Source organism: Nocardioides sp. NPDC023903 (assembly GCF_040639295.1).
GTDB lineage: Bacteria > Actinomycetota > Actinomycetes > Propionibacteriales > Nocardioidaceae > Nocardioides.
In genome coordinates this window covers 101,547-120,722 of record NZ_JBEZZS010000011.1, presented here as the reverse complement: position 1 = coordinate 120,722, position 19,176 = coordinate 101,547, and the positions used below count along the sequence as shown (strand labels likewise).

19 protein-coding genes are annotated in these 19,176 nt (G+C 69.7%); 12 read left to right on the top strand and 7 right to left on the bottom strand.

All coding sequences use genetic code 11. The features are described 5' to 3' along the window. Positions 1-40: 40 nt before the first annotated feature. The 4 genes from AB0F44_RS14305 to AB0F44_RS14290 all read left to right on the top strand — a co-directional run bounded on the left by AB0F44_RS14305 (position 41) and on the right by AB0F44_RS14290 (position 4,492). A complete protein-coding gene (locus AB0F44_RS14305; RefSeq protein ID WP_357356410.1) occupies positions 41-1,075 on the top strand; it encodes a LacI family DNA-binding transcriptional regulator in 1,035 nt (344 codons plus the stop codon). Positions 1,076-1,311: 236 nt separating this feature from the next. Then, on the top strand, positions 1,312-2,463 hold the full coding sequence (locus AB0F44_RS14300; protein ID WP_357356408.1) for a Gfo/Idh/MocA family oxidoreductase: 1,152 nt from the start codon (positions 1,312-1,314) through the stop codon (positions 2,461-2,463). Beyond that, the gene (locus tag AB0F44_RS14295) at positions 2,460-3,644 is read left to right on the top strand and encodes a dihydrodipicolinate synthase family protein (RefSeq protein ID WP_357356406.1); all 1,185 of its coding nucleotides are present in this window, start codon (positions 2,460-2,462) and stop codon (positions 3,642-3,644) included. The genes AB0F44_RS14300 and AB0F44_RS14295 overlap by 4 nt, the downstream gene beginning before the upstream one ends. Continuing rightward, positions 3,641-4,492: a sugar phosphate isomerase/epimerase family protein gene (locus AB0F44_RS14290; protein ID WP_357356404.1), complete on the top strand. Its 852-nt coding sequence runs from the start codon at positions 3,641-3,643 to the stop codon at positions 4,490-4,492. Before AB0F44_RS14295 ends, AB0F44_RS14290 begins: the two co-directional genes overlap by 4 nt. 159 nt (positions 4,493-4,651) lie before the next feature. On the opposite strand, the gene rhaS is transcribed toward AB0F44_RS14290, so the two are convergent. The 4 genes from rhaS to AB0F44_RS14270 are packed head-to-tail and all read right to left on the bottom strand — an operon-like array spanning position 4,652 to position 9,316. Continuing rightward, entirely contained in the window at positions 4,652-5,683 is a 1,032-nt protein-coding gene (rhaS, locus tag AB0F44_RS14285; RefSeq protein ID WP_357356402.1) for a rhamnose ABC transporter substrate-binding protein, read from the bottom strand. A 5-nt stretch (positions 5,684-5,688) separates the two neighbouring features. Beyond that, positions 5,689-6,753, bottom strand: coding sequence for an ABC transporter permease (locus AB0F44_RS14280; protein WP_357356401.1), 1,065 nt, complete (start codon positions 6,751-6,753; stop codon positions 5,689-5,691). After that, on the bottom strand, positions 6,750-7,793 hold the full coding sequence (locus AB0F44_RS14275) for an ABC transporter permease (RefSeq protein WP_357356399.1): 1,044 nt from the start codon (positions 7,791-7,793) through the stop codon (positions 6,750-6,752). Before AB0F44_RS14275 ends, AB0F44_RS14280 begins: the two co-directional genes overlap by 4 nt. Next, on the bottom strand, positions 7,790-9,316 hold the full coding sequence (locus AB0F44_RS14270) for a sugar ABC transporter ATP-binding protein (RefSeq protein WP_357356397.1): 1,527 nt from the start codon (positions 9,314-9,316) through the stop codon (positions 7,790-7,792). The genes AB0F44_RS14275 and AB0F44_RS14270 overlap by 4 nt, the downstream gene beginning before the upstream one ends. A 178-nt stretch (positions 9,317-9,494) precedes the next feature. Between AB0F44_RS14270 and AB0F44_RS14265 the strand changes: the two genes are divergently transcribed. After that, positions 9,495-10,193, top strand: coding sequence for an NAD(P)H-dependent oxidoreductase (locus tag AB0F44_RS14265; protein WP_357356395.1), 699 nt, complete (start codon positions 9,495-9,497; stop codon positions 10,191-10,193). Between the two features lie 6 nt (positions 10,194-10,199). On the opposite strand, the gene AB0F44_RS14260 is transcribed toward AB0F44_RS14265, so the two are convergent. Further along, a complete protein-coding gene (locus tag AB0F44_RS14260) occupies positions 10,200-11,069 on the bottom strand; it encodes a glycoside hydrolase family 16 protein (RefSeq protein ID WP_357356393.1) in 870 nt (289 codons plus the stop codon). A 211-nt stretch (positions 11,070-11,280) separates the two neighbouring features. Between AB0F44_RS14260 and AB0F44_RS14255 the strand changes: the two genes are divergently transcribed. Together AB0F44_RS14255 and AB0F44_RS14250 are read left to right on the top strand one after the other, a co-directional pair. Then, positions 11,281-11,454, top strand: coding sequence for a hypothetical protein (locus AB0F44_RS14255; protein WP_357356391.1), 174 nt, complete (start codon positions 11,281-11,283; stop codon positions 11,452-11,454). Then, complete coding sequence (locus tag AB0F44_RS14250; protein ID WP_357356390.1) at positions 11,451-12,959, top strand: amino acid permease; 1,509 nt, start codon at positions 11,451-11,453, stop codon at positions 12,957-12,959. The genes AB0F44_RS14255 and AB0F44_RS14250 overlap by 4 nt, the downstream gene beginning before the upstream one ends. A gap of 6 nt (positions 12,960-12,965) precedes the next feature. On the opposite strand, the gene AB0F44_RS14245 is transcribed toward AB0F44_RS14250, so the two are convergent. Beyond that, the gene (locus AB0F44_RS14245; RefSeq protein ID WP_357356388.1) at positions 12,966-14,093 is read right to left on the bottom strand and encodes a trypsin-like peptidase domain-containing protein; all 1,128 of its coding nucleotides are present in this window, start codon (positions 14,091-14,093) and stop codon (positions 12,966-12,968) included. A gap of 177 nt (positions 14,094-14,270) precedes the next feature. Beyond that, entirely contained in the window at positions 14,271-15,095 is an 825-nt protein-coding gene (locus tag AB0F44_RS14240) for a class II glutamine amidotransferase (protein WP_357356386.1), read from the bottom strand. 35 nt (positions 15,096-15,130) lie between these two features. Between AB0F44_RS14240 and AB0F44_RS14235 the strand changes: the two genes are divergently transcribed. From AB0F44_RS14235 to AB0F44_RS14215, 5 genes are read left to right on the top strand one after another with little or no spacing between them, the layout of a single operon-like run. Then, entirely contained in the window at positions 15,131-16,270 is a 1,140-nt protein-coding gene (locus AB0F44_RS14235; RefSeq protein ID WP_357356384.1) for a glutamate--cysteine ligase, read from the top strand. 34 nt (positions 16,271-16,304) lie between these two features. Continuing rightward, the gene (locus tag AB0F44_RS14230) at positions 16,305-16,955 is read left to right on the top strand and encodes a class I SAM-dependent methyltransferase (RefSeq protein WP_357356382.1); all 651 of its coding nucleotides are present in this window, start codon (positions 16,305-16,307) and stop codon (positions 16,953-16,955) included. Between the two features lie 17 nt (positions 16,956-16,972). After that, positions 16,973-17,908 (top strand): iron-containing redox enzyme family protein, encoded by a 936-nt coding sequence (locus AB0F44_RS14225; RefSeq protein WP_357356380.1) that lies wholly within the window; start codon positions 16,973-16,975, stop codon positions 17,906-17,908. Continuing rightward, positions 17,905-18,126: a CDGSH iron-sulfur domain-containing protein gene (locus AB0F44_RS14220; protein ID WP_357356378.1), complete on the top strand. Its 222-nt coding sequence runs from the start codon at positions 17,905-17,907 to the stop codon at positions 18,124-18,126. Before AB0F44_RS14225 ends, AB0F44_RS14220 begins: the two co-directional genes overlap by 4 nt. A 12-nt stretch (positions 18,127-18,138) precedes the next feature. After that, positions 18,139-19,155, top strand: coding sequence for a DNA topoisomerase IB (locus tag AB0F44_RS14215; protein ID WP_357356376.1), 1,017 nt, complete (start codon positions 18,139-18,141; stop codon positions 19,153-19,155). Positions 19,156-19,176: the final 21 nt, after the last annotated feature.

Genomic DNA, 19,176 nt, shown 5'->3' with positions numbered 1-19,176 from the left:
ATGCCTTAGGCTCCAGGAGCGAAAGCCGAAGGAGAGTCAGTTGGTCGGAGAACGCGCAGCGACGCTGAGCGATGTCGCCCGCGAGGCAGGGGTCTCGCTGGCCACCGCGTCGCGCGCGTTGAACGGGAGCGACCGGGTGGTGCGCCCCGAGCTGCAGGAGCGGGTCCTGGCTGCAGCCAACAAGCTTGGCTACACGCCCAACGCCAACGCCCAGGCGATGGCGCGCGGCTCGACCGAGACCGTCGGCCTCCTGGTGAAGGACATCTCCGACCCCTACTTCTCCACCATCGCCGGCGGCCTGGCCGACGAGGCCGAGAAGCACGGCCTGCTGGTGATGCTGTGCAACACCGGCGGCCAGCCCGAGCGCGAGCAGAAGTTCCTGGCCGCGCTGCGGCGCCAGCGCAGCCGGGCGATCGTGCTGGCGGGAAGCGACACGGCCGACGTACGCCACACCAGCGAGGTCGCCGACCTGCTGACGTCCTACCTGGACGGCGGCGGCAGGGCGGCCGCCATCAGCCAGCCGCGGCTGCCGGTCGACACCGTCGTGATCGACAACCACGGCGGCGCCAAGGCGCTGGCCGAGCGGCTGGTCGGCCTCGGCTACCGCCGCGCCGCGGTGCTCACCGGCCCCGAGGACCTGCTGGTCTCGGCCGAGCGCCACGCCGGCTTTGCAGAGGGATGGCTGGAGGCGACCGGCTCGAAGCCGGCGTACGTCTCCGACGAGTTCAGCCGCGACGGCGGCCGCCGGGCGATGACCCGGTTGCTCGAGGACAGCCGGAGCAACGGCACAGAGGTGGACTGCGTCTTCGCGGTCAACGACCTGATGGCCGTCGGCGCCCTGGCCGCCTGCCGGCAGGCCGGCGTCGAGGTAGGGCCTGAGCTGGCCGTCGCAGGCTTCGACGACATCGCCACGCTGCGCGACGTGACCCCGGGGCTGACCACCGTACGTCTCCCCCTGGCCGACATCGGCCGGCTCGCACTCGAGCTCGTCCTCGGCAAGCCGTCGGCGGAGCTGCGCAAGCGGTCCGTCCACGGCGAGGTAGTTCTGCGGGAGAGCACTCCCCCGCGCTCCTGACCCCAGCGTCGACTCGGCGCAACTGTCCCAAGAATCGGCGCCGAGTCGGCGCTTCTACATGGGACAGACGCGCCGACTCGGCGTTCCCGGCTGGGACAGACGCGCCGACTCGGTCGGGTTGAACGCCGGGCCTGACGGAACACCCTCTTGCGACGGCCATCACATTTGCCATACCGTACTGGAAAGCGCTTTCCCCCATCGCTTTCCCGCGATTCCAGCAGACGAGGAACCCTCACATGGCCACACGACGGCTCGGCATCATCATGAACGGCGTCACCGGACGCATGGGCTACCGCCAGCACCTGGTGCGCAGCATCCTGGCGATCCAGGAGCAGGGCGGTGTCGAGCTCTCCGACGGCACCCGGATCCTGCCCGACCCGATCCTGGTCGGACGCAATGCCGAGAAGCTCCAGGACATCGCCAAGGAGCATGGCCTGGACCGTTGGACCACCGACCTCGACGATGCCCTCGCCAACGCCGAGGACACCGTCTACTTCGACTCCCAGCTGACCAACGTCCGCGAGACCGCCATCACCAAGGCGGTCGCGGCCGGCAAGCACATCTACACCGAGAAGCCGATCGCCGACGACGTCGAGGGCTCGCTGCGCCTGGCCCGCCTGGCGGCCGACGCTGGGGTGAAGAGCGGCGTCGTCCACGACAAGCTCTATCTGCCGGGTCTGCTCAAGCTCCGCCGCCTGGTCGAGTCCGGCTTCTTCGGCCGCATCCTGAGCGTGCGCGGCGAGTTCGGCTACTGGGTCTTCGAGGGCGACCTGCAGCCCGCCCAGCGGCCGAGCTGGAACTACCGCAAGGAGGACGGCGGCGGCATCACCACCGACATGTTCCCCCACTGGAACTACGTCCTGGAGAACCTCTTCGGCAAGGTCGAGGCCGTCACCGCCAAGGTCGTCACCCACATCCCCGAGCGCTGGGACGAGAAGGGCGACGCGTACGCCGCCACCGCCGACGACTCCGCCTACGGCATCTTCGAGCTCGAGGGCGGGATCGTCGCGCAGATCAACTCCTCCTGGGCCACCCGGGTCAACCGCGGCGAGCTGGTGGAGTTCCACGTCGACGGTACCCACGGCTCCGCCGTCGCCGGCCTGCACCACTGCGTCGCCCAGGACCGCAACTTGACCCCGAAGCCGGTCTGGAACCCCGACCTGGTCGAGAGCATCCGGTTCCGCGAGCTGTGGAGCGAGGTGCCCGACAACCAGCCCTTCGACAACGGCTTCAAGGCCCAGTGGGAGCAGTTCATCCGCTACGTCGAGGGCGACGGCGACCACCCCTACGACTTCATGGCGGGGGTCCGCGGCGTCAGGCTCGCCGAGGCCGGGCTCGCCTCCTCGGCCGAGGGCCGCCGGATCGAGCTCGGAGAGATCCAGCTGTGACCTCCGTACGCCTCCCGCTGCCCGACGGCGGCACCGAGCTCCACACGCTCGCGGCCCCCAGGGAGTGGACGAAGCCGAGCGCACCGTTCACCTCCCGCACCGCGTACGCCGCCGCCCACGTCGTCCCCCGCACCCTCGCCGAGAACGTGCCCGGCGCCCCCGCGGACATCGACTGGGACCGCACCCTGGCCTACCGGCACGAGTTGTGGTCCTACGGTCTCGGCGTCGCCGAGGCGATGGACACCGCGCAGCGCGGCATGGGGGTCGACTGGACCGCCGCGGCCGAGCTGATCCGCCGCTCGGCCGCCGAGGCGGCCACCGTGGGCGGTTCGATCGCCTGCGGTGCCGGCACCGACCAGCTCGCCCTCGACGCCGTCCCCGAGGGCCGGGCCGGTCTGGCCACCGTCATCGACGCCTACCGCGAGCAGATGAAGGTGGTCGCCGACACCGGCGCGACCACGATCGTGATGGCCTCGCGCGCACTCGCCCGGGTCGCCCGGCATGCCGAGGACTATGCCGAGGTCTACGCGACCCTCCTCGACGAGGCCGAGAGCCCGGTGATCCTGCACTGGCTGGGCGACATGTTCGACCCCGCGCTGGCGGGCTACTGGGGCTCCTCCTCGGTCGCGGAGGCGACCGAGACGTTCCTCGACGTGATCCGGGCCCGGCCCGGCAAGGTCGACGGAGTCAAGGTCTCGCTCCTCGACGCCGAGCACGAGGTCGGGCTGCGCCGGGCGCTGCCCGGCGGCGTACGGCTCTACACGGGGGACGACTTCAACTATCCCGAGCTGATCGTCGGCGAGGGAACCGGCGAGGGCGAGTTCTCGCACGCCCTGCTCGGCATCTTCGCCGCGATCTACCCGGCCGCCTCGGCCGCGCTACAGGCACTCGACGCGGGTGACCCGGACGAGGCCCGCGCGCTGCTGGAGAGCACCCAGGCGCTCGGCCGGAAGATCTTCGAGGCGCCGACCTACTACTACAAGACCGGGATCGCGTTCCTCTCCTGGCTCAATGGCCACCAGCCCGCGTTCTCGATGGCCGGCGGCCTGCACGCCGGTCGCTCGGTGCCTCACCTCGCCGAGGTGTTCCGGCTGGCCGACGCGGCCGGCCTGCTGACCAGCCCCGACCTCGCGGCCGCACGCATGCGCGCCTTCCTCACCGTGCAAGGAGTCGACCAGTGACCGACAGCATCACCGGGCTGGAACGCCTCTCGCTCAACACCAAGACCACCAACTCCTGGACCCTCGACGAGGCCGTCGACGGAGCGGCCCGCGCTGGCATCCCCGCCCTTGGACTGTGGCGCGACCGCGTGCACGAGGCGGGCCTGGAGAAGGCCGCCAAGCTCGTACGCGACGCCGGGCTGCGCGTCTCCTCGCTCTGCCGCGGCGGCTTCCTGACCGCATCCGACGAGGCCGGGATCGCCGGCGCGCTCGAGGACAACAAGCGGGCGATCGACGAGGCCGCGACACTCGGCACCGACGCTCTGGTGATGGTCGTCGGCGGCCTCCCCGAGGGCGACGTGGACCTGGCCGGCGCTCGGGAACGGGTCGCCGAGCGGCTCGCCGAGCTGGCCCCGTACGCCGGCGACCATGGGGTGAAGCTGGTCCTGGAGGCGCTGCACCCGATGTACGTCGCCGACCGGGCGGTCCTCTCGACCCTCGGCCAGGCGCTCGATCTGGCCGCGCCGCACCCCGTCGCCGCGGTCGCGGTCGTCGTGGACACCTTCCACGTCTTCTGGGACCCCGACCTCGCGGCCCAGATCGAGCGGGCCGGAGTGGAGGGCAGGATCGCGGCGTACCAGGTCTGCGACTTCAACCTGCCGATCCCGTCCGACGCCCTGCTGGCGCGCGGGATGATGGGCGACGGGGTCATCGACTTCGCACCCATCACGCGGATGGTTGCCGCGACCGGCTACACCGGCGACGTCGAGGTCGAGATCTTCAACGAGGCGGTCTGGGCGAGCGACCCCGACGACGTGCTCGCCACCATGGCGCAGCGCTACCGCGACCTCGTCCTCCCCCACCTGTGATGCCGGATCCTGCGCCGCGATCCACACGAACGTCGAACGCCGCCGAGCTGCTCTCACAGCTCGGCGGCGAACTCATGTAACACGTCGTTCGTAGGTCTATCCGGTCGTTCCCATAGGGCGAGTAGACCTACGAACAGCGTGTTACACGGGGCGCGAGACTCAGAAGTCGAAGTCGTCGATGTTCGACTCGTCGAAGACTGTCGGCTCACCCAGGACGACGACTCCGTCGGCGCCTACGGTGTATTCACCCAGGTCACCGGCTTCGAAGGTGTCGCCTTCCTTGCCCTCGATGTCACCCGCGGCGAGCGCGTTGGCGGTGTACGCGGCCAGGTAGCCGAGCTGCTCGGGGTCCCACAGCGCGAAGCCCTTGACGGTGCCGTCCTTGATGTACTCCCGCATCTGGTTCGGGGTGCCGAGTCCGGTCAGCGCGACCTTGCCCTTGTACTCCGAGTCGGACAGGTAGCGCGCGGCCGCGGCGATGCCGACCGTGGTCGGGCTGATGATGCCCTTGAGGTTCGGGTGGGACTGCAGCAGGCCGGCGGTCTTGTCGAACGACTTCTGGTCGTCGTCGTCACCGTAGACGGTCTGGACGAGCTTGATGTCGGGGTGGCTGGCTGCCAGCTCCTCCTCCATCAGCTTGATCCACTCGTTCTGGTTGGTGGCGTTGGCCGCCGCAGAGAGGATCGCGATCTCACCCTTGCCGCCGATCTGCTCGGCGATCAGGTCGACCTGGCTCTTGGCGATGCCGGCAGCGTCGGCCTGGCTGACGAAGACGTCGCGGAACTGCGGCTCGGTGTCGGAGTCCATCGTGACGACCTTGGTGCCGGCGTTGCGGGCCTCGTCGAGGGCGTCACCGATGGCGGTCGGGTCGTTGGCCGAGACGACGAGCGCCCCGGCGCGCTGCTGGGTCGCGGTGTTGATGAAGCTGACCTGGGAGTCGGGGGTCGACTCGGTCGGGCCGACCTGCGCCCACTTGGTGCCGATCTCGTCGGCGGCCTTCTTGCCACCCGTGTCGGAGGCGTCGAAGTAGGGGTTGCCGAGGTTCTTCGGGATGAAGGTGATGCTGCTGGTGTGGCCGCCACCCTCTCCATCGCTGCCGCTGTCGCTCCCGCCGCCGCAGGCGGACAGGGCGAGGCCGAGGGCCGCAACGATGGCGACGGCACTGCCTGCGCGTCGGAACTTGCTGGTCATGTCTCTCACTCCGATTTCTTTGAGGATGGTTCGTCCGAGCTGTGTTGCCGGCGATAGGTGCCGACGATGCGACCGGTCCAACCGAGAACGCTGGCCGCGATGACCGCTGCGATGAGAAGTACGCCGGTGATGATCTGGATGATGTTGGCGCTGAGTCCGTCCAGGCGCAGAGCGCTGCCGATCGTCCCGATCAGGACGACGCCGGCGATGACGCCGGGGATGGCACCGCGGCCACCGAAGATGGAGACCCCGCCGAGCAGCACCGCGGCCACGACCTGGAGCTCCAGGCCGGTGGCGTTGTCGCCACGCGCGCTCCCGTAGCGCAGCGTGAAGTAGATGCCCGCCAGCCCCGAGACCAGCCCGCTGAGCGTGAACAGGATCAGCTTCGTACGGTCGACGTTGACGCCGGAGAAGCGCGCCGCGTCCTTGCTGAGACCGGCGGCGAAGATGCCGCGCCCGAAGGGCGTGAAGTGCAGGACCACAGCGAAGATCAGGATCAGGACGACCAGCGGGATCGTCATCAGTGGGATCTGGGAGCCGCCGATCCGGGCTTGTACGGCGTCACCCCAGGCGTCGGGCCAGTCGGTGATCGCGGTGGTGCCGAGCGCGCCGACCGCGATGCCGCGGAAGAGCGCCATGGTGCCGATCGTGACGGCCAGCGACGGCAGCCCGAAGCGGGTGACGAGCACCCCGTTGAGCGCTCCGGCGACCGCACAGGCGAGCAGGGCGATCACCATCGCGGCGACCATCGGAAGGCCCTCACGGTGCAGCACCCCGAACAGCACGCTGGAGAGCCCGACGACGCTCGCGACCGACAGGTCGATCTCGCCGGTGATGATGATCAGCGTCATCGGCAGCGCGATCAGCAGGATCGGCGCGATGTCGAGGACCAGGAAGTAGACCGTGATCGGGTCGGAGAAGTTGAGGATCGCGATCGAGGCGTACAGCCACACGACCACGAGCAGGGCGATGATCGCCGAGTCCCTGGTCACCAGGGTGCGCTGCCACCACGGCTTGGCGTGAGCGGCGTACGTCCGGGCCGGTGCTTTCTCGGAGAGCAGGCTGGTCATGACTCTTCCCTCTCTGCGAGAAGCTTGTCGTGCTGACGGCGGGCGAAGTAGCGGTCGAGGACGATCGCGCCGATGATCAGCGCACCGACGACGGCCTGCTGCCAGAAGTCGGGGATGCCCAGGACCGGGAGGGCCCGGTTGATGGTGGTGAGGAGGTACGCCCCCAGGGCTGCCCCGAGGACGGTGCCGCTGCCGCCGAAGATGGCCACGCCACCCACGACCGCGGCGCCGACGGCCTCGAGCTCGATGCCCTGGCCGACGCCGGAGCTGATGGTGCCGTAGCGGGAGACGTACAGGATCCCGGCGAGGCCGGCGAGCGCTCCCGAGGTGGCGAACGCCTGCAGGACCCGGCGCTTGTCACGCAGCCCGTAGAGGGTGGCGGCGTCGGGGTCGGAGCCGATGGCGTAGAACTCGCGGCCGACGCGGGTGGAGCGCATCAGGTAGATCGCGACGGCCAGCAGCGCGAACGAGATCCAGGCGAGGTTGGGGATGAACAGGAACGATCCGGTGCCGAAGTCGAGCAGCCCGGGCGGGATGTCGGAGGCGTTGATCCGGTCGCTGCCGGCCCACTCGAGCATGATCCCGCGGTAGACGTAGAGCGTGCCGAGGGTGATGACCAGCGCCGGCACCTTGGCGAAGGCGACCAGCGCCCCGTTGATCAGGCCGAGCACGGCGCCCGCGGCGACGGCGATCAGTACGACCAGGATCACCGGGAGCCCGGTGTCGAGGAAGAGGCGCCCGGCCAGGTAGGCCGTGAGCCCGAGGGTCGAGCCGACGCTGAGGTCGACGTTGCGGGTGACGATCACCATCGCCTGGCCGATCGCCAGGCACACGAGGATCGCGGGGGTCAGGGTGAGGTCGCGCCAACCGTCCGTGCTGAACAGGAAGTTGGGGTTCACCGCAGTGGTCACCACGAGCAGCGCGATGAAGGCGACGGCGATGCCGGTCTCCCGCTGCTTCAGGAGCCAGGTCAGCCGGTTGGCTGCTCGGTGGCGTGGCTGCGGCGCGGCCGGGGCAGGCGCGTCGAGCGTGGTGGTCATGATGCCTCGCTGACGTTCAGGGTGGTGGAGTGGTGGGCCGTCGCCGCACGCATGACGGCCTCGGGGGTCGCCTCCGCGCGGCTCAGCTCGGCCGTCTGGTGACCCTCGCTGAGGACGATCACGCGGTCGGCCATCCCGAGCACCTCGGGGAGCTCGGAGGAGATCATCAGGATCCCGAGACCCTCCTGGGCGAGGGTCGAGAGCAGGCGGTGGACCTCGGACTTGGTGCCGACGTCAATGCCTCGGGTGGGCTCGTCGATGATCAGCACCTTCGGCCGCGTCGAGAGCCACTTGGCCAGGACGACCTTCTGCTGGTTGCCGCCCGAGAGCGTGCCGGCCAGGGTGTCGAGCGTCGCGGCCTTGACCTCGAGCCGGGCGGCCCAGTCGGCGGCCGAGCGGTTCTCGATCGCGGTGTTGATCAGCCCGGTGCGGGCGAGCCGGCCGCTCGTGGGGAGGGTGATGTTGCGCGAGATCGGCGCGTCCAGGACGAGACCGTGCTGGCGGCGGTCCTCGGGGACGAACGCCAGCCCCATCTCGATCGCTCGTCGCGGGTCGCCCGGCGGGACCGGCCGGCCGTCGAGGACGACCTCGCCGCTCTCGTAGGGGTCGACGCCGAAGATCGCCTGCGCGACCTCGCTGCGCCCGGCTCCGACGAGGCCGGCCAGGCCGACGATCTCGCCCTCGCGGACGGTGAGGCTGATGTCCTGGAACAGGCCGGTGCGGGTGAGGCCCTTGACCTCGAGCAGGGCCTTGCCGACGGTGGCCTCGAGCTTCGGGTAGAGGTCGGAGACCTCGCGCCCGACGAGCCGGTGGACGATCTCGTCCTCGGTGACCGCCGAGATGGGGTCGGTGGAGATGTAGGCGCCGTCGCGCATCACCGTGATCGTGTCGCAGAGCGCGAACACCTCGTCGAAGCGGTGCGAGATGAAGACGACGGCACAGCCCTGGTCGCGCAGGGTTCGCGCCACGCTCATCAGCCGCTCGACCTCGTTGCCCGACAGGGCCGCGGTCGGCTCGTCCATGATCAGGACCTTGGCGTCGAGCGAGAGCGCCTTGGCGATCTCGATCAGCTGCTGGTCGGCGATCGAGAGGCCCTCGGTCGGGCGGTCGGGCTCGATCGGGACACCGAGCCTGGCGAAGAGCTCGACGACCTCGGTGCGCATCGCGGCGCGGTCGATCTTGCCCCAGCGGTTGGTCGGCTGGCGTCCCATGAAGATGTTCTCGGTGACCGAGAGGTCGGGGAAGAGGGTCGGCTCCTGGTAGATGACCGCGACCCCGGCCTGCTTGGCGTCGGCGGTGTTGCGAAAGTCGACCTGCTCCCCGGAGAGCAGGTAGTCACCGGCGTCGCGGCGGTAGAGCCCGGCGACGATCTTGACCAGGGTCGACTTCCCGGCTCCGTTCTCCCCCACGAGAGCGTGGATGGATCCGGCCTCGACCCGGAGGCTTCCGGACCGGAGGGCGCGTACGGGGCCGAAGGACTTGGCCACGTCCCGCAGCTCCAGTGCGGCGGGTGTGTCCGGCATGGGCAGCTCCTCGAATTGAAAGGTTTCAAGCCTGGTTTACGCTAGTGATGGCAATCACATACGTCAACACTCTGAGGCCGCTAATTTGAGCGAGATCCGGACTTTGTCATCAGACCGCGCCGACGCCCGCCCGCATCCGGGCGGGAATCCCTCCGCGTCAGACGGCGTTCAGGGCCCCATGCACGCACTCTGGGTATGGGCACATCCGCACGCGTCATCACTCAACGGACGGCTGCGCGAGGTCGGCATGAACGCGCTCGGCGCGGCCGGCTGGAGCGTCGACGAGATCGACCTCTATCGAGAAGGTTTCAATCCACTTCTGGTGGAGCGGGGCGAGGCCGACGTACGCCGCCACCAGGACCGGCTACGGGAGGCCGATCTGCTGGTCGTGCAGTTCCCGCTGTGGTGGTATTCGGTGCCGGCCATCCTCAAGGGCTGGATCGACCGGGTCTTCGAGTCGGGGTTCGCCTTCGACGTACCGGACCCGGAGACCGGCAAGCCGCTCAAGTACGGCAAGGGCGGCCTGGTCGACAAGCGCGCGCTGACCATCGTCACCGCCGGCGACCGGGCCGCGACCCTCGGTCCGCGCGGGATCAGCGGCCACATCGAGGACGTCCTGTGGCCGTTGCTCCACGGCACGTTCTGGTACACCGGGATGGACCCGCTGCGCCCGCACCTGATCACCGACACCGACACCATCGACGCCGAGCTCATGGCTCGGATCGAGGCCGACCTGAGCGTGCGTCTCGAGGGCGTGATGACGGAGCCGCGGATCGACTACCGACCGATGGTCGAGGAGCACTACGACCACACGATCAGGCTCCACGACTCCGTCGCGCCCGGGATGGACGGGCTGAACGCCCACCGCGAGGGCTGAGCCTCCTCAGAGCTGGGAGTCGTAGACGCGTACGTAGTCCACGACCATGCTCTGCGGGAACTGGGTCGTGCCGTCGGGGTTGCCGGGCCAGTTGCCGCCGACCGCGACGTTGAGGATGAAGAAGAAGGGCTGGTCGAAGACCCAGGGGTTGGCGCCGGTGTTGGCCGTGGTGAAGGTCTGGTAGGCGACACCGTCGACGGACCAGGTGATCGAGCCGGGCCGCCAGTCGATGGCGAAGGTGTGGAAGGTGTCGGCGAAGGACCAGCCCTGCGGGTGCATGTACTGCCCGGTGATGCCGTTGCCGCCGGAGTATCCCGGACCGTGCAGGGTGCCGTGGACCAGGTGGGGCTCGTAGCCGACGTTCTCCATGATGTCGATCTCGCCGGCGTTCGGCCACGGCGTGTTCGGGAACTGGCCGCCCAGCATCCAGAAGGCCGGCCAGATCCCCTGGCCGCGCGGGATCTGGATCCGCGCCTCCAGGCGCCCGAACTTCGGCTGGACCTTGCCCTTGGTGGTGAGCCGGGCCGAGGTGTAGCCGCTCCCGCTCTGGCGAGCGGTGATGACCAGGTTGCCGTTGCCGTCGAGGGCGGAGTTGTCGCGGGAGTCGGTGTAGGTCTGCAGCTCGTTGTTGCCCCAGCCCCCGCCTCCGGTCTCGAAGTTCCAGTTGGCGCCGTTCGGGGCGCTGCCGGCCGGCCCGTCGAACTCGTCGGACCAGGTCAGGGCGGCCGCCTCGACGTCTCCGGTGCGGGGTGTTGCGCCGCCGGCATCGGGGCCGGGCACGGCGGCCGGCGCGGCCAGCGGGGCGACCAGGACGAGAGCCAGAGCGGCGGTCGCCGTGAGTGTGGTGCGGATGGTGCGGATCCTCGAGCTACGCATCGAAACGCTCCTTCATGGGGGTTAACTGTAAGGCGACCTTACTGTTATTTGCCGTCCGGCGGAACGGAAACGCCGGGCGACGTCCGGTCACCGCGAGAACCCGCTCGATGCGCTCTAATTGGTGCCCGGAGCGGGGCCATCCGGGGGCCCTGCAGGTGAGGTGATCGCATTGGCACGGGATCCATACAGGCCACGGACGCCGATCATCGGCATGACGATGGTGTTCCTCGCGTTGGCGATCGTCGGGGTGACGGCATACCTGCATCTCGGCTGGTGGTCGCTGATCGGCTACGCCGTCGCGGCCGTCGTCGCCGTGATCGGCGGATGGCTGCTGTTCAAGGACGTGCCCGAGCCACCTCACTCCGGAACGGGAGCGAGCCGATGACCGACACCGAAGACCAGACCAGCGGCCCGGCCAGCAATCAGGTCAGCGGCCTGACCGACGAGGACGAGGGCTACCACAAGAGCCTCAGCCCGCGGCAGCTGCAGATGATCGCGATCGGCGGCGCCATCGGCACCGGGCTGTTCCTGGGAGCGGGCGGCCGCCTCCATGAGGCCGGGCCGGGCCTGTTCCTCGTCTACGCCCTCTGCGGAGTGTTCGTCTTCCTCATCCTGCGCGCGCTCGGCGAGCTCGTGCTGCACCGGCCGTCGTCGGGATCGTTCGTCTCCTACGCCCGGGAGTTCCTGGGCGAGCCCGCCGCGTTCGCCGCGGGCTGGATGTACTTCCTGAACTGGGCGATGACCTCGATCGTCGACGTCACGGCGATCGCGACGTACATGCACTTCTGGGGCACGTTCGAGGTCGTCCCGCAGTGGGTGATCGCGCTCGTCGCGCTCGCGGTCGTGCTCTCGATGAACCTGATCTCGGTCAAGCTCTTCGGCGAGCTGGAGTTCTGGGCGGCGCTCATCAAGGTGGTCGCGCTGCTGGGGTTCCTGGTGCTCGGGATGATCGTGCTCGCGAGCGGTGAGGAGCTCAACGGCCAGGAGACCGGGATCGGCATGGTCATCGACAACGGCGGGCTGTTCCCCGTCGGCGCGCTTCCGCTCGTCATCGTGATCTCCGGCGTCGTCTTCGCGTACGCAGCGGTCGAGCTCGTCGGCACCGCCGCCGGCGAGACGGCCGAGCCGGCGAAGATCATGCCCCGGGCGATCAACTCGGTGATCGCCCGGATCGCGGTCTTCTACGTGGGCTCGCTGGTGCTGCTCGCGCTGCTGCTGCCCTACACGTCCTACCGGGCGGACGAGAGCCCGTTCGTGACGTTCTTCGACCAGCTCGGGATCGCGAACTCCGGCACGATCATGAACCTCGTGGTCCTGACCGCGGCGCTCTCCTCGCTCAACGCCGGCCTCTACTCGACCGGGCGCATCCTGCGGTCCATGGCCATGAGCGGGAGCGCGCCGACCTTCACCGCGCGGATGTCGAGGAACGGGGTGCCGTTCGGCGGGATCCTGCTCACCGGCAGCATCACGCTCCTCGGCGTCGGCCTGAACGCGATCGTGCCGGGGCAGGCGTTCGAGATCGTGCTGAACATGTCCGCGCTCGGCATCATCGCGTCCTGGGCGACCATCGTGATCTGCCAGATCCAGCTCTACCGGCGCTGGAAGAAGGGCCTGATGTACCGGCCCGAGTTCCGGCTCTGGGGATCACCGTGGACCGGCTACGCCACCCTCGCGTTCCTCGCGACCGTGCTCGTGCTGATGGGCTTCGACTACCCGATCGGGACCTGGACGCTCGCCACCCTGGTGATCATCATCCCGGCGCTGATGATCGGCTGGCGGCTCGTCCGCGACCGCGTCCAGCAGATCGCCCTCGAACGCGAGGGCTACACCGGCGCGATCCCGATCAGGGCGGAGCGTCCGCGCTCCGACGAGGACGGACCGAGCAGCTGATCCTGGTCAGGCGACCGGACCCTCGCCGAGCGTCACGGTGACGGTGTGGGCCTCGCCGGCGGCATCGGTCCAGCTGACCGAGATCTCGTCGCCGGGCTCGTGGTCGCCGAGGACCGAGGTGATGTCGTCGATGCTCGCCACGGCGGTCCCGCCGACCGAGGTGATCGTGCTGCCCTCGGTGATCCCGCCGGCCTCGGCGGCACCGTCCTCGACGACACCGACGACCAGCGTCGACCTGGTGGTGTCGACCTGCACCCCGAGCGCGGCGGCCGAGCCACCGATCTCGACGTCGCCCGACTCCTCCCCGGCGAGGATCTGGGCGGCGATGTCGAGCACGGTGTCGATCGGGATGGCGTAGCCGGAGATCTCCGCTGAGCCTGAGGTCGCGGCGACGTTCATCCCGATGACCTCGCCGTCCTGGTCGAGCAGCGCGCCGCCGGAGTCGCCGGAGACGACATCGGCGTCGGTCTGGATCAGGTCGCTGAGGTCGGAGGCGGTGCCGTCCTCGTTGTTGACGGTGATCGCGGTGCTCGGGTCGGTGACCGTGCCGCCGGCGGCCGAGAGCGAGCCCTGGCCCTCGGCGTTGCCGACCGCGGTGACCTCCTCGCCCTGGGCGGCGGCGTCCCGGTCGGTCGCGACCGTCGAGAGCCCCGAGGCGTCCTCGAGCTGCAGCACCGCGACGTCGTGGACGTCGTCGTAGCCGAGGACCGTCGCGGCGTACGTCTCCCCCGTGCTCGGGTCCGTCACGGTGATCGAGGTGGCGCCCTCGACGACGTGGTGGTTGGTCACGACGATCCCGTCGCCGGTGATCGTGAGCCCCGTGCCCGCGCCCTGCCCGCTGCCGTAGCCGACCGCGGTGTTGATCAGCACGACCCCGGTCGACTCTGCCTCGGTCGCCGGCTCGGAGTCGACCGTCGAGGTGCCGAGGCTCTGCCGGTAGGGGGCCACGAGCCCGCCGCCATAGGCGCCGTCGTAGCCGTAGCCATAGCCGTACCCCGAACCGGACTCAGCTGCGTACATCCTGGTGGCACCGACCGCGGCCACCGCGAGGGCCGGGGTGGCGAGCGGGATCGCGACCAGCGGGATCGCCAGGGCGGCGACGAGAGAGCGACGAATACGGCGGGAGCTGGACATCGGGTCCTCCTTGAGGCGGTTGATGCCTCAAGATTCCGCCCGCCCGCTGTGGGCTTCCTGTGAGGAAGGCACGGACTGGCTGGGAATGTCAGCGCGGCTCGGAATGAAGCTGCGCCGGATGGGGTACCTCTGGGCATGCCCGAACCCACCCCACAGCAGGTCGGCGGTACCCCGTCATCAGTCGCGGGCGCGCAATGCGTCGGCGCCGAGCTGAGCGATCGGATCCAGCCTGGTGACCTCCCGGGTCTCCAGGTCGACCATCACCGCGGTGTCGGCGGGCACCGGGGTCCAGCCGGGCTGATCAAGCCCACTGGAGACGATCTCCAGGCCGTAGTCGGTCCGGCGGTAGTCCATCGCGAAGTACTCCGTGGTGTGCCGCGGCGGGATGTCGCCCTCGTCGTCGAAGAGCTCGCGCAGCGCGCGCAGGGGCGAGTCGGCACGCGAGTTGATGTGGATCGCGAACATGTGCGTCCGGGTGAGCATCAGCGCGTTCAGGCTGCATCGCGGGAACTTCTGGACCAGCGTGGCCAGCGCTCGGGTGACGCCCTCGGCCTCGTCGCCGTACTTCTCGACGTTCTGGTGCACGAAGTGGAAGTAGCGCTCGCTGTCTGTGTCGCCGCGCAGCCGCATTCGGGACTCCGGGGTCAGCAGCGCCTCGAGATCGGCGATCGGCGAGATGTGGCCGTTGTGCGCGAACGCCGCGCCGTCGGTCAGGAACGGGTGCGTGTTCTCCGGACGTACGTCGAGCCCACCCGTCGCCCAGCGAAGGTGCACGAAACCGGCGTGGGAGAGCGGGGCCTCGACGAGCCTGCGATAGGTGTCGTCGATGTCCGCCGAACGCGGCGAGCTCGTCGTACAGGTGCCCTCGGGCGTGTGCCAAGACATCCCCCAGCCGTCGGAGTGCACGGTGGTGAGCGAGGTGAACGCGGCCAAGCCCTCCTCCCCGAGAAGGTCGGCTACGGCACACGGGGACTCGGTCACATATCCGAACAGGCGACACATCGTCGAGTTGCTCCTTCCAGAGGCAGGTGTGAGCAGTGAAGAGCCACTATTCGAGCAGTACCCATCACCAGCTCAGGACAGTCGGCGTCGAGGAGGAGCTCCTCCTCGTCGACGCCGAGACGGGCGCACCGCTGTCAATGGCCAGCGAGGTGCTGCGGGTAGCGAGGCAGCACGGCGACACCGAGGTCGAAGCCGGTGAGGCCGGTGGCTCGGTGGGGCCGGAACTGCAGGAACAGCAGGTCGAGACCGACACTCCGGCGGAGGAGTACCTCGGGCTCCTCGAGCACGACCTGAGGCGGTGGCGCGACAAGGCGCGCGCGGCCGCGTCCGAGGTGGGCGCGCTGACCCTGGCCAGCGGCACGACCCCGTTGCCGGTGCGTCCCCGGACCTTCGACAGCGAGCGCTATGCGGCGATGACCGAGCGGTTCGGGCTGACCGCCACCGAGCAGCTCACCTGCGGCTGCCACGTGCACGTATCGGTCGACTCCGACGACGAGGCAGTGGGGGCGCTCGACCGGATCCGCGCCTGGCTGCCGGTGCTGCTCGCGGTGAGCGCCAACTCGCCCTTCTGGCAGGGCGGCGACTCGGGCTACGCGAGCTACCGGTCCCAGGCGATGACCCGGTGGCCGACGAACGGTCCGACCGAGATCTTCGGCAGCGGCCAGGCGTACGCCGATCACCTGCGCCGGCTCGTCGACACGGGGGTCCCGCTGGACGAGGGCATGGCGTACTTCGATGCCCGGCCGTCCCGCCACTATCCGACGCTCGAGATCCGGGTCGCCGACGTCTGCCTCGACTCTCGCGACGCCGTGCTCGTCGCGGCGCTGGCGCGGGCGCTGGTCGAGACCGGCGCGAGGGAGTGGGCCGAGGGCAGGCCGCCAGATCCCGTTTCGGTGGCCGTGCTCCGGCTCGCCATGTGGCAAGCCGGCCGGCACGGAATCAACGGCGATCTGCTCGACCCGCAGACCCACCGCCCGAGGCCGGCTCGTGAGGTGGTGGATCTCCTGCTCGAGCACATCGGCCCGGCGTTGCGTGACACCGGAGACCTGGTGCGCGTCGAGAAGGGCATCGGCCGGATCTTCACCAGCGGCACCGGCTCCTCGACCCAGCGACGGATCCACGACGAGGAGGGTCGTCTTGACCGAGCAGTGGTCCGACTGGCCGAGCTCACCTGAGTTTTCCACCCCTGAACAGGAGGCACCTGCTGTCATGATCCGCTTCGGTCATCTCGACATCGACTTCGACGATCGCGTGCTCACCCCGCGTACCTGGACCGTGCGTCAGTCCGAGTGGGCGGCCAAGCTGGCCGCGGAGCTGCCGGACGGGCCGATCCTCGAGCTGTGCTCCGGCGCCGGCCAGATCGGCCTGCTCGCGGCGGCGCTGACCGGCCGCCGCCTGGTGTGCGTCGACGCCGATCCGGTCGCCTGTGAGTTCGCCCGGGCCAACGCCGAGCGCGCCGAGCTGGCGCACCTGGTCGAGGTACGCGAGGGCAGCATGGAGCAGGCGCTGGACCCGGACGAGCGCTACTGGCTTGTGATCGCGGACCCGCCGTGGGTGCCGACGGCCCAGGTCGAGCGGTACCCCGAGGATCCACTGATGGCGATCGACGGCGGCGCCGACGGGATGCTGGTCGCCGAGATGTGCCTGGCGACGACCGCCCGGCACCTCTCCCCCGGCGGCGCGGCTGTCCTCCAGCTCGGCACGACCGGTCAGTCCGATCGCGTGCTGGAGATGGTCGAGGGCAGCGACCTGACGATCGAGGAGGTCCGCGACTCCGCCGGCGAAGGAGTGCTCGTGCACATCGCCCGGGCACCGCGGCCGAGCATGTCGGATCCGGCTGTCGGGTACCGGACGGCCTGAGGGAAAGGTGGGCGTAGATGCTGCCGAAGTCGCGTGGCACCCTGAGTGCCGCTGTGTTCACCGCGCTGCAGAGCGGCGCGACCGCTGACCTGGAGCCGACTCCGGAGTCAGCGGAGGACGCCCAGATCGCTCTGTGGGCGCTCTACGAGCTCCACTACCGGGGCTTCGACGAGGTCGATCCCGACCTCGAGTGGGACGCGGACCTGCTGCGTCTGCGCCGCGGTCTGGAGAGGTCGTTCGAGGCCGAGCTTCGTCGGCGCTGGGAGCACAGCGGCTTCCAGGAGGATCGCGAGCTGGACCTGCCCGGTCTGGTCGCCCGGCACGACGGACCGTCGCTGGCGCGGTTCGTGCAGCGCCGGGCCGACCGGGAGCAGGTGCTCGAGATCCTGAAGCACCGCTCGCTCTACCACCTCAAGGAGGCCGACCCGACCAGCTGGGTCATCCCCCGGCTCGACACCCGGCCCAAGGCCGCGATGATGGAGATCCTCTTCGACGAGTACGGCGACGGTGACCCGAACCGGCTCCATCACCACCTCTTCCGCCGCGGCATCGAAGCGGCCGGTCTGCGTACCGACCACGCCTGCTACGTCGACGAGGCGCCGCTCGAGATCCTCGAGATGAACAACGCGTTGTCGCTGTTCGGGCTCCACCGCCGGCTCCGCGGAGCGGCGCTCGGCCACTTCGCCGCGTTCGAGTCGACCAGTTCGGTGCCGTCGCGGCAGCTCGCCCAGGGCCTGCGTCGTCTGGACTTCCCCGAGGAGATGGCGGCCTACTACGACGAGCACGTCGAGGCCGACTCCGTCCACGAGCAGGTCGCCGTGCGTGACGCGTGCGGCGCCTTCGTCGAGGAGAACCCGAGCGAGCGGGACCAGGTCTTCCTCGGTGCGTTCACGTGCCTCGACCTGGAGGCCCGCTACGCCCGGACGATGCTCGACCATTGGGGTGCCTCATGACCGACTTCGAGCACGCCTCGATCGTGATGTGCCCGGCCGGGCCGATGCTGCTGCGCGGGAAGCACGAGATCCAGGACGCCGACGGAAACATCCACCACACGGTGCGCCCGGTCAGCGCGGTGTGCATGTGCGGCGGGTCCGCGATCAAGCCCTGGTGCGACGGTACGCATCGGCTGCTGGCCGCGAAGGCGCGCGACAGCGACGAGACCAGCCGGTGAGAGGAGCCCCTGGTGGTCCGACTTCGTCGGGTCTCGACGGAGGAGCCGGGGTGGACCCGCCGTCGCGCGGGTCGCGGCTTCGTGTACCTCGACGACTCCGGTGACCGGTTGCCGGAAGAAGCGGTCGAGCGGATCCGCGCCCTGGTCATCCCTCCCGCCTGGGAGGACGTCTGGATCTGCCCTCGTGAGAACGGGCATCTGCAGGCCGTCGGGACCGATGCGGCCGGCCGCCGCCAGTACCTCTACCACCCCGAATGGCGGGCGAAGCGCGACCAGGAGAAGTTCGAGCGGGTGCTGGAGCTCGGGGCCGTTCTGCCCCGCGTACGCGAGCGGACGGAGCGGGACCTCACCACCGCCGGGATGAGCGATGCCCGAGCATCAGCGCTCGCGGTGCGCCTACTGGACCTGGGGTGCTTCCGGATCGGCAGCGACGCCTACGCCGACGAGAACGGTGGGTTCGGCCTGACGACGCTGGAGCGTCGCCACGTACGCAAACGGGGCGACGCCTACGTCTTCGACTTCACCGGGAAGTCCGGCGTCCACCACTCCATCAGCATCGACGACCCGATCTCGGTAGACGCGATCGCGCAGCTACGTCGCCGCCGCGCCGGTTTCGAGGAGCTCCTCGCCTACCGGCAGGGCCGGCGCTGGCAGCGGCTGACACCTGCCATGGTCAACGACTACATGCGCGAGCTGAGTGGCCTGGAGGTGTCGGCGAAGGACTTCCGGACCTGGCACGCCACCGTGCTCGCGGCGCTCGCGCTGGCCGAGGACCCGCACGCCGCGGGGCGCTCGACCCCGACCGCCAGGTCTCGCCGTAAGCAGCAGGTCGCGGCGATCAAGGAGGTCGCGGAGTACCTCGGGAACACACCGGCGATCGCCCGCAGCTCCTACATCGACCCGCGCGTGCTCGAGCTGCACGAGCAGGGCTGCACGATCCGCGTACGCGACGGCGTGAGCAAGGACCCACAGGCGCGCCAGGCCGCGGCCGAGCGCGCGGTCCTGCGCCTGTTGACGAAGGACACCTGAGGCGCCGGGCCAGGCGTACGA

Excerpts from the sequence above, each read along its gene's own strand:
- rhaS (WP_357356402.1), bottom strand. The coding sequence starts at position 5,683 with ATGACCAGCAAGTTCCGACGCGCAGGCAGTGCCGTCGCCATCGTTGCG.
- AB0F44_RS14255 (WP_357356391.1), top strand. The coding sequence starts at position 11,281 with ATGACGATGGTGTTCCTCGCGTTGGCGATCGTCGGGGTGACGGCATAC.
- AB0F44_RS14250 (WP_357356390.1), top strand. The coding sequence starts at position 11,451 with ATGACCGACACCGAAGACCAGACCAGCGGCCCGGCCAGCAATCAGGTC.
- AB0F44_RS14265 (WP_357356395.1), top strand. The coding sequence starts at position 9,495 with ATGCACGCACTCTGGGTATGGGCACATCCGCACGCGTCATCACTCAAC.
- AB0F44_RS14230 (WP_357356382.1), top strand. The coding sequence starts at position 16,305 with ATGATCCGCTTCGGTCATCTCGACATCGACTTCGACGATCGCGTGCTC.
- AB0F44_RS14240 (WP_357356386.1), bottom strand. The coding sequence starts at position 15,095 with ATGTGTCGCCTGTTCGGATATGTGACCGAGTCCCCGTGTGCCGTAGCC.
- AB0F44_RS14220 (WP_357356378.1), top strand. The coding sequence starts at position 17,905 with ATGACCGACTTCGAGCACGCCTCGATCGTGATGTGCCCGGCCGGGCCG.
- AB0F44_RS14280 (WP_357356401.1), bottom strand. The coding sequence starts at position 6,753 with ATGACCAGCCTGCTCTCCGAGAAAGCACCGGCCCGGACGTACGCCGCT.
- AB0F44_RS14300 (WP_357356408.1), top strand. The coding sequence starts at position 1,312 with ATGGCCACACGACGGCTCGGCATCATCATGAACGGCGTCACCGGACGC.
- AB0F44_RS14270 (WP_357356397.1), bottom strand. The coding sequence starts at position 9,316 with ATGCCGGACACACCCGCCGCACTGGAGCTGCGGGACGTGGCCAAGTCC.
- AB0F44_RS14245 (WP_357356388.1), bottom strand. The coding sequence starts at position 14,093 with ATGTCCAGCTCCCGCCGTATTCGTCGCTCTCTCGTCGCCGCCCTGGCG.
- AB0F44_RS14275 (WP_357356399.1), bottom strand. The coding sequence starts at position 7,793 with ATGACCACCACGCTCGACGCGCCTGCCCCGGCCGCGCCGCAGCCACGC.
- AB0F44_RS14225 (WP_357356380.1), top strand. The coding sequence starts at position 16,973 with ATGCTGCCGAAGTCGCGTGGCACCCTGAGTGCCGCTGTGTTCACCGCG.
- AB0F44_RS14260 (WP_357356393.1), bottom strand. The coding sequence starts at position 11,069 with ATGCGTAGCTCGAGGATCCGCACCATCCGCACCACACTCACGGCGACC.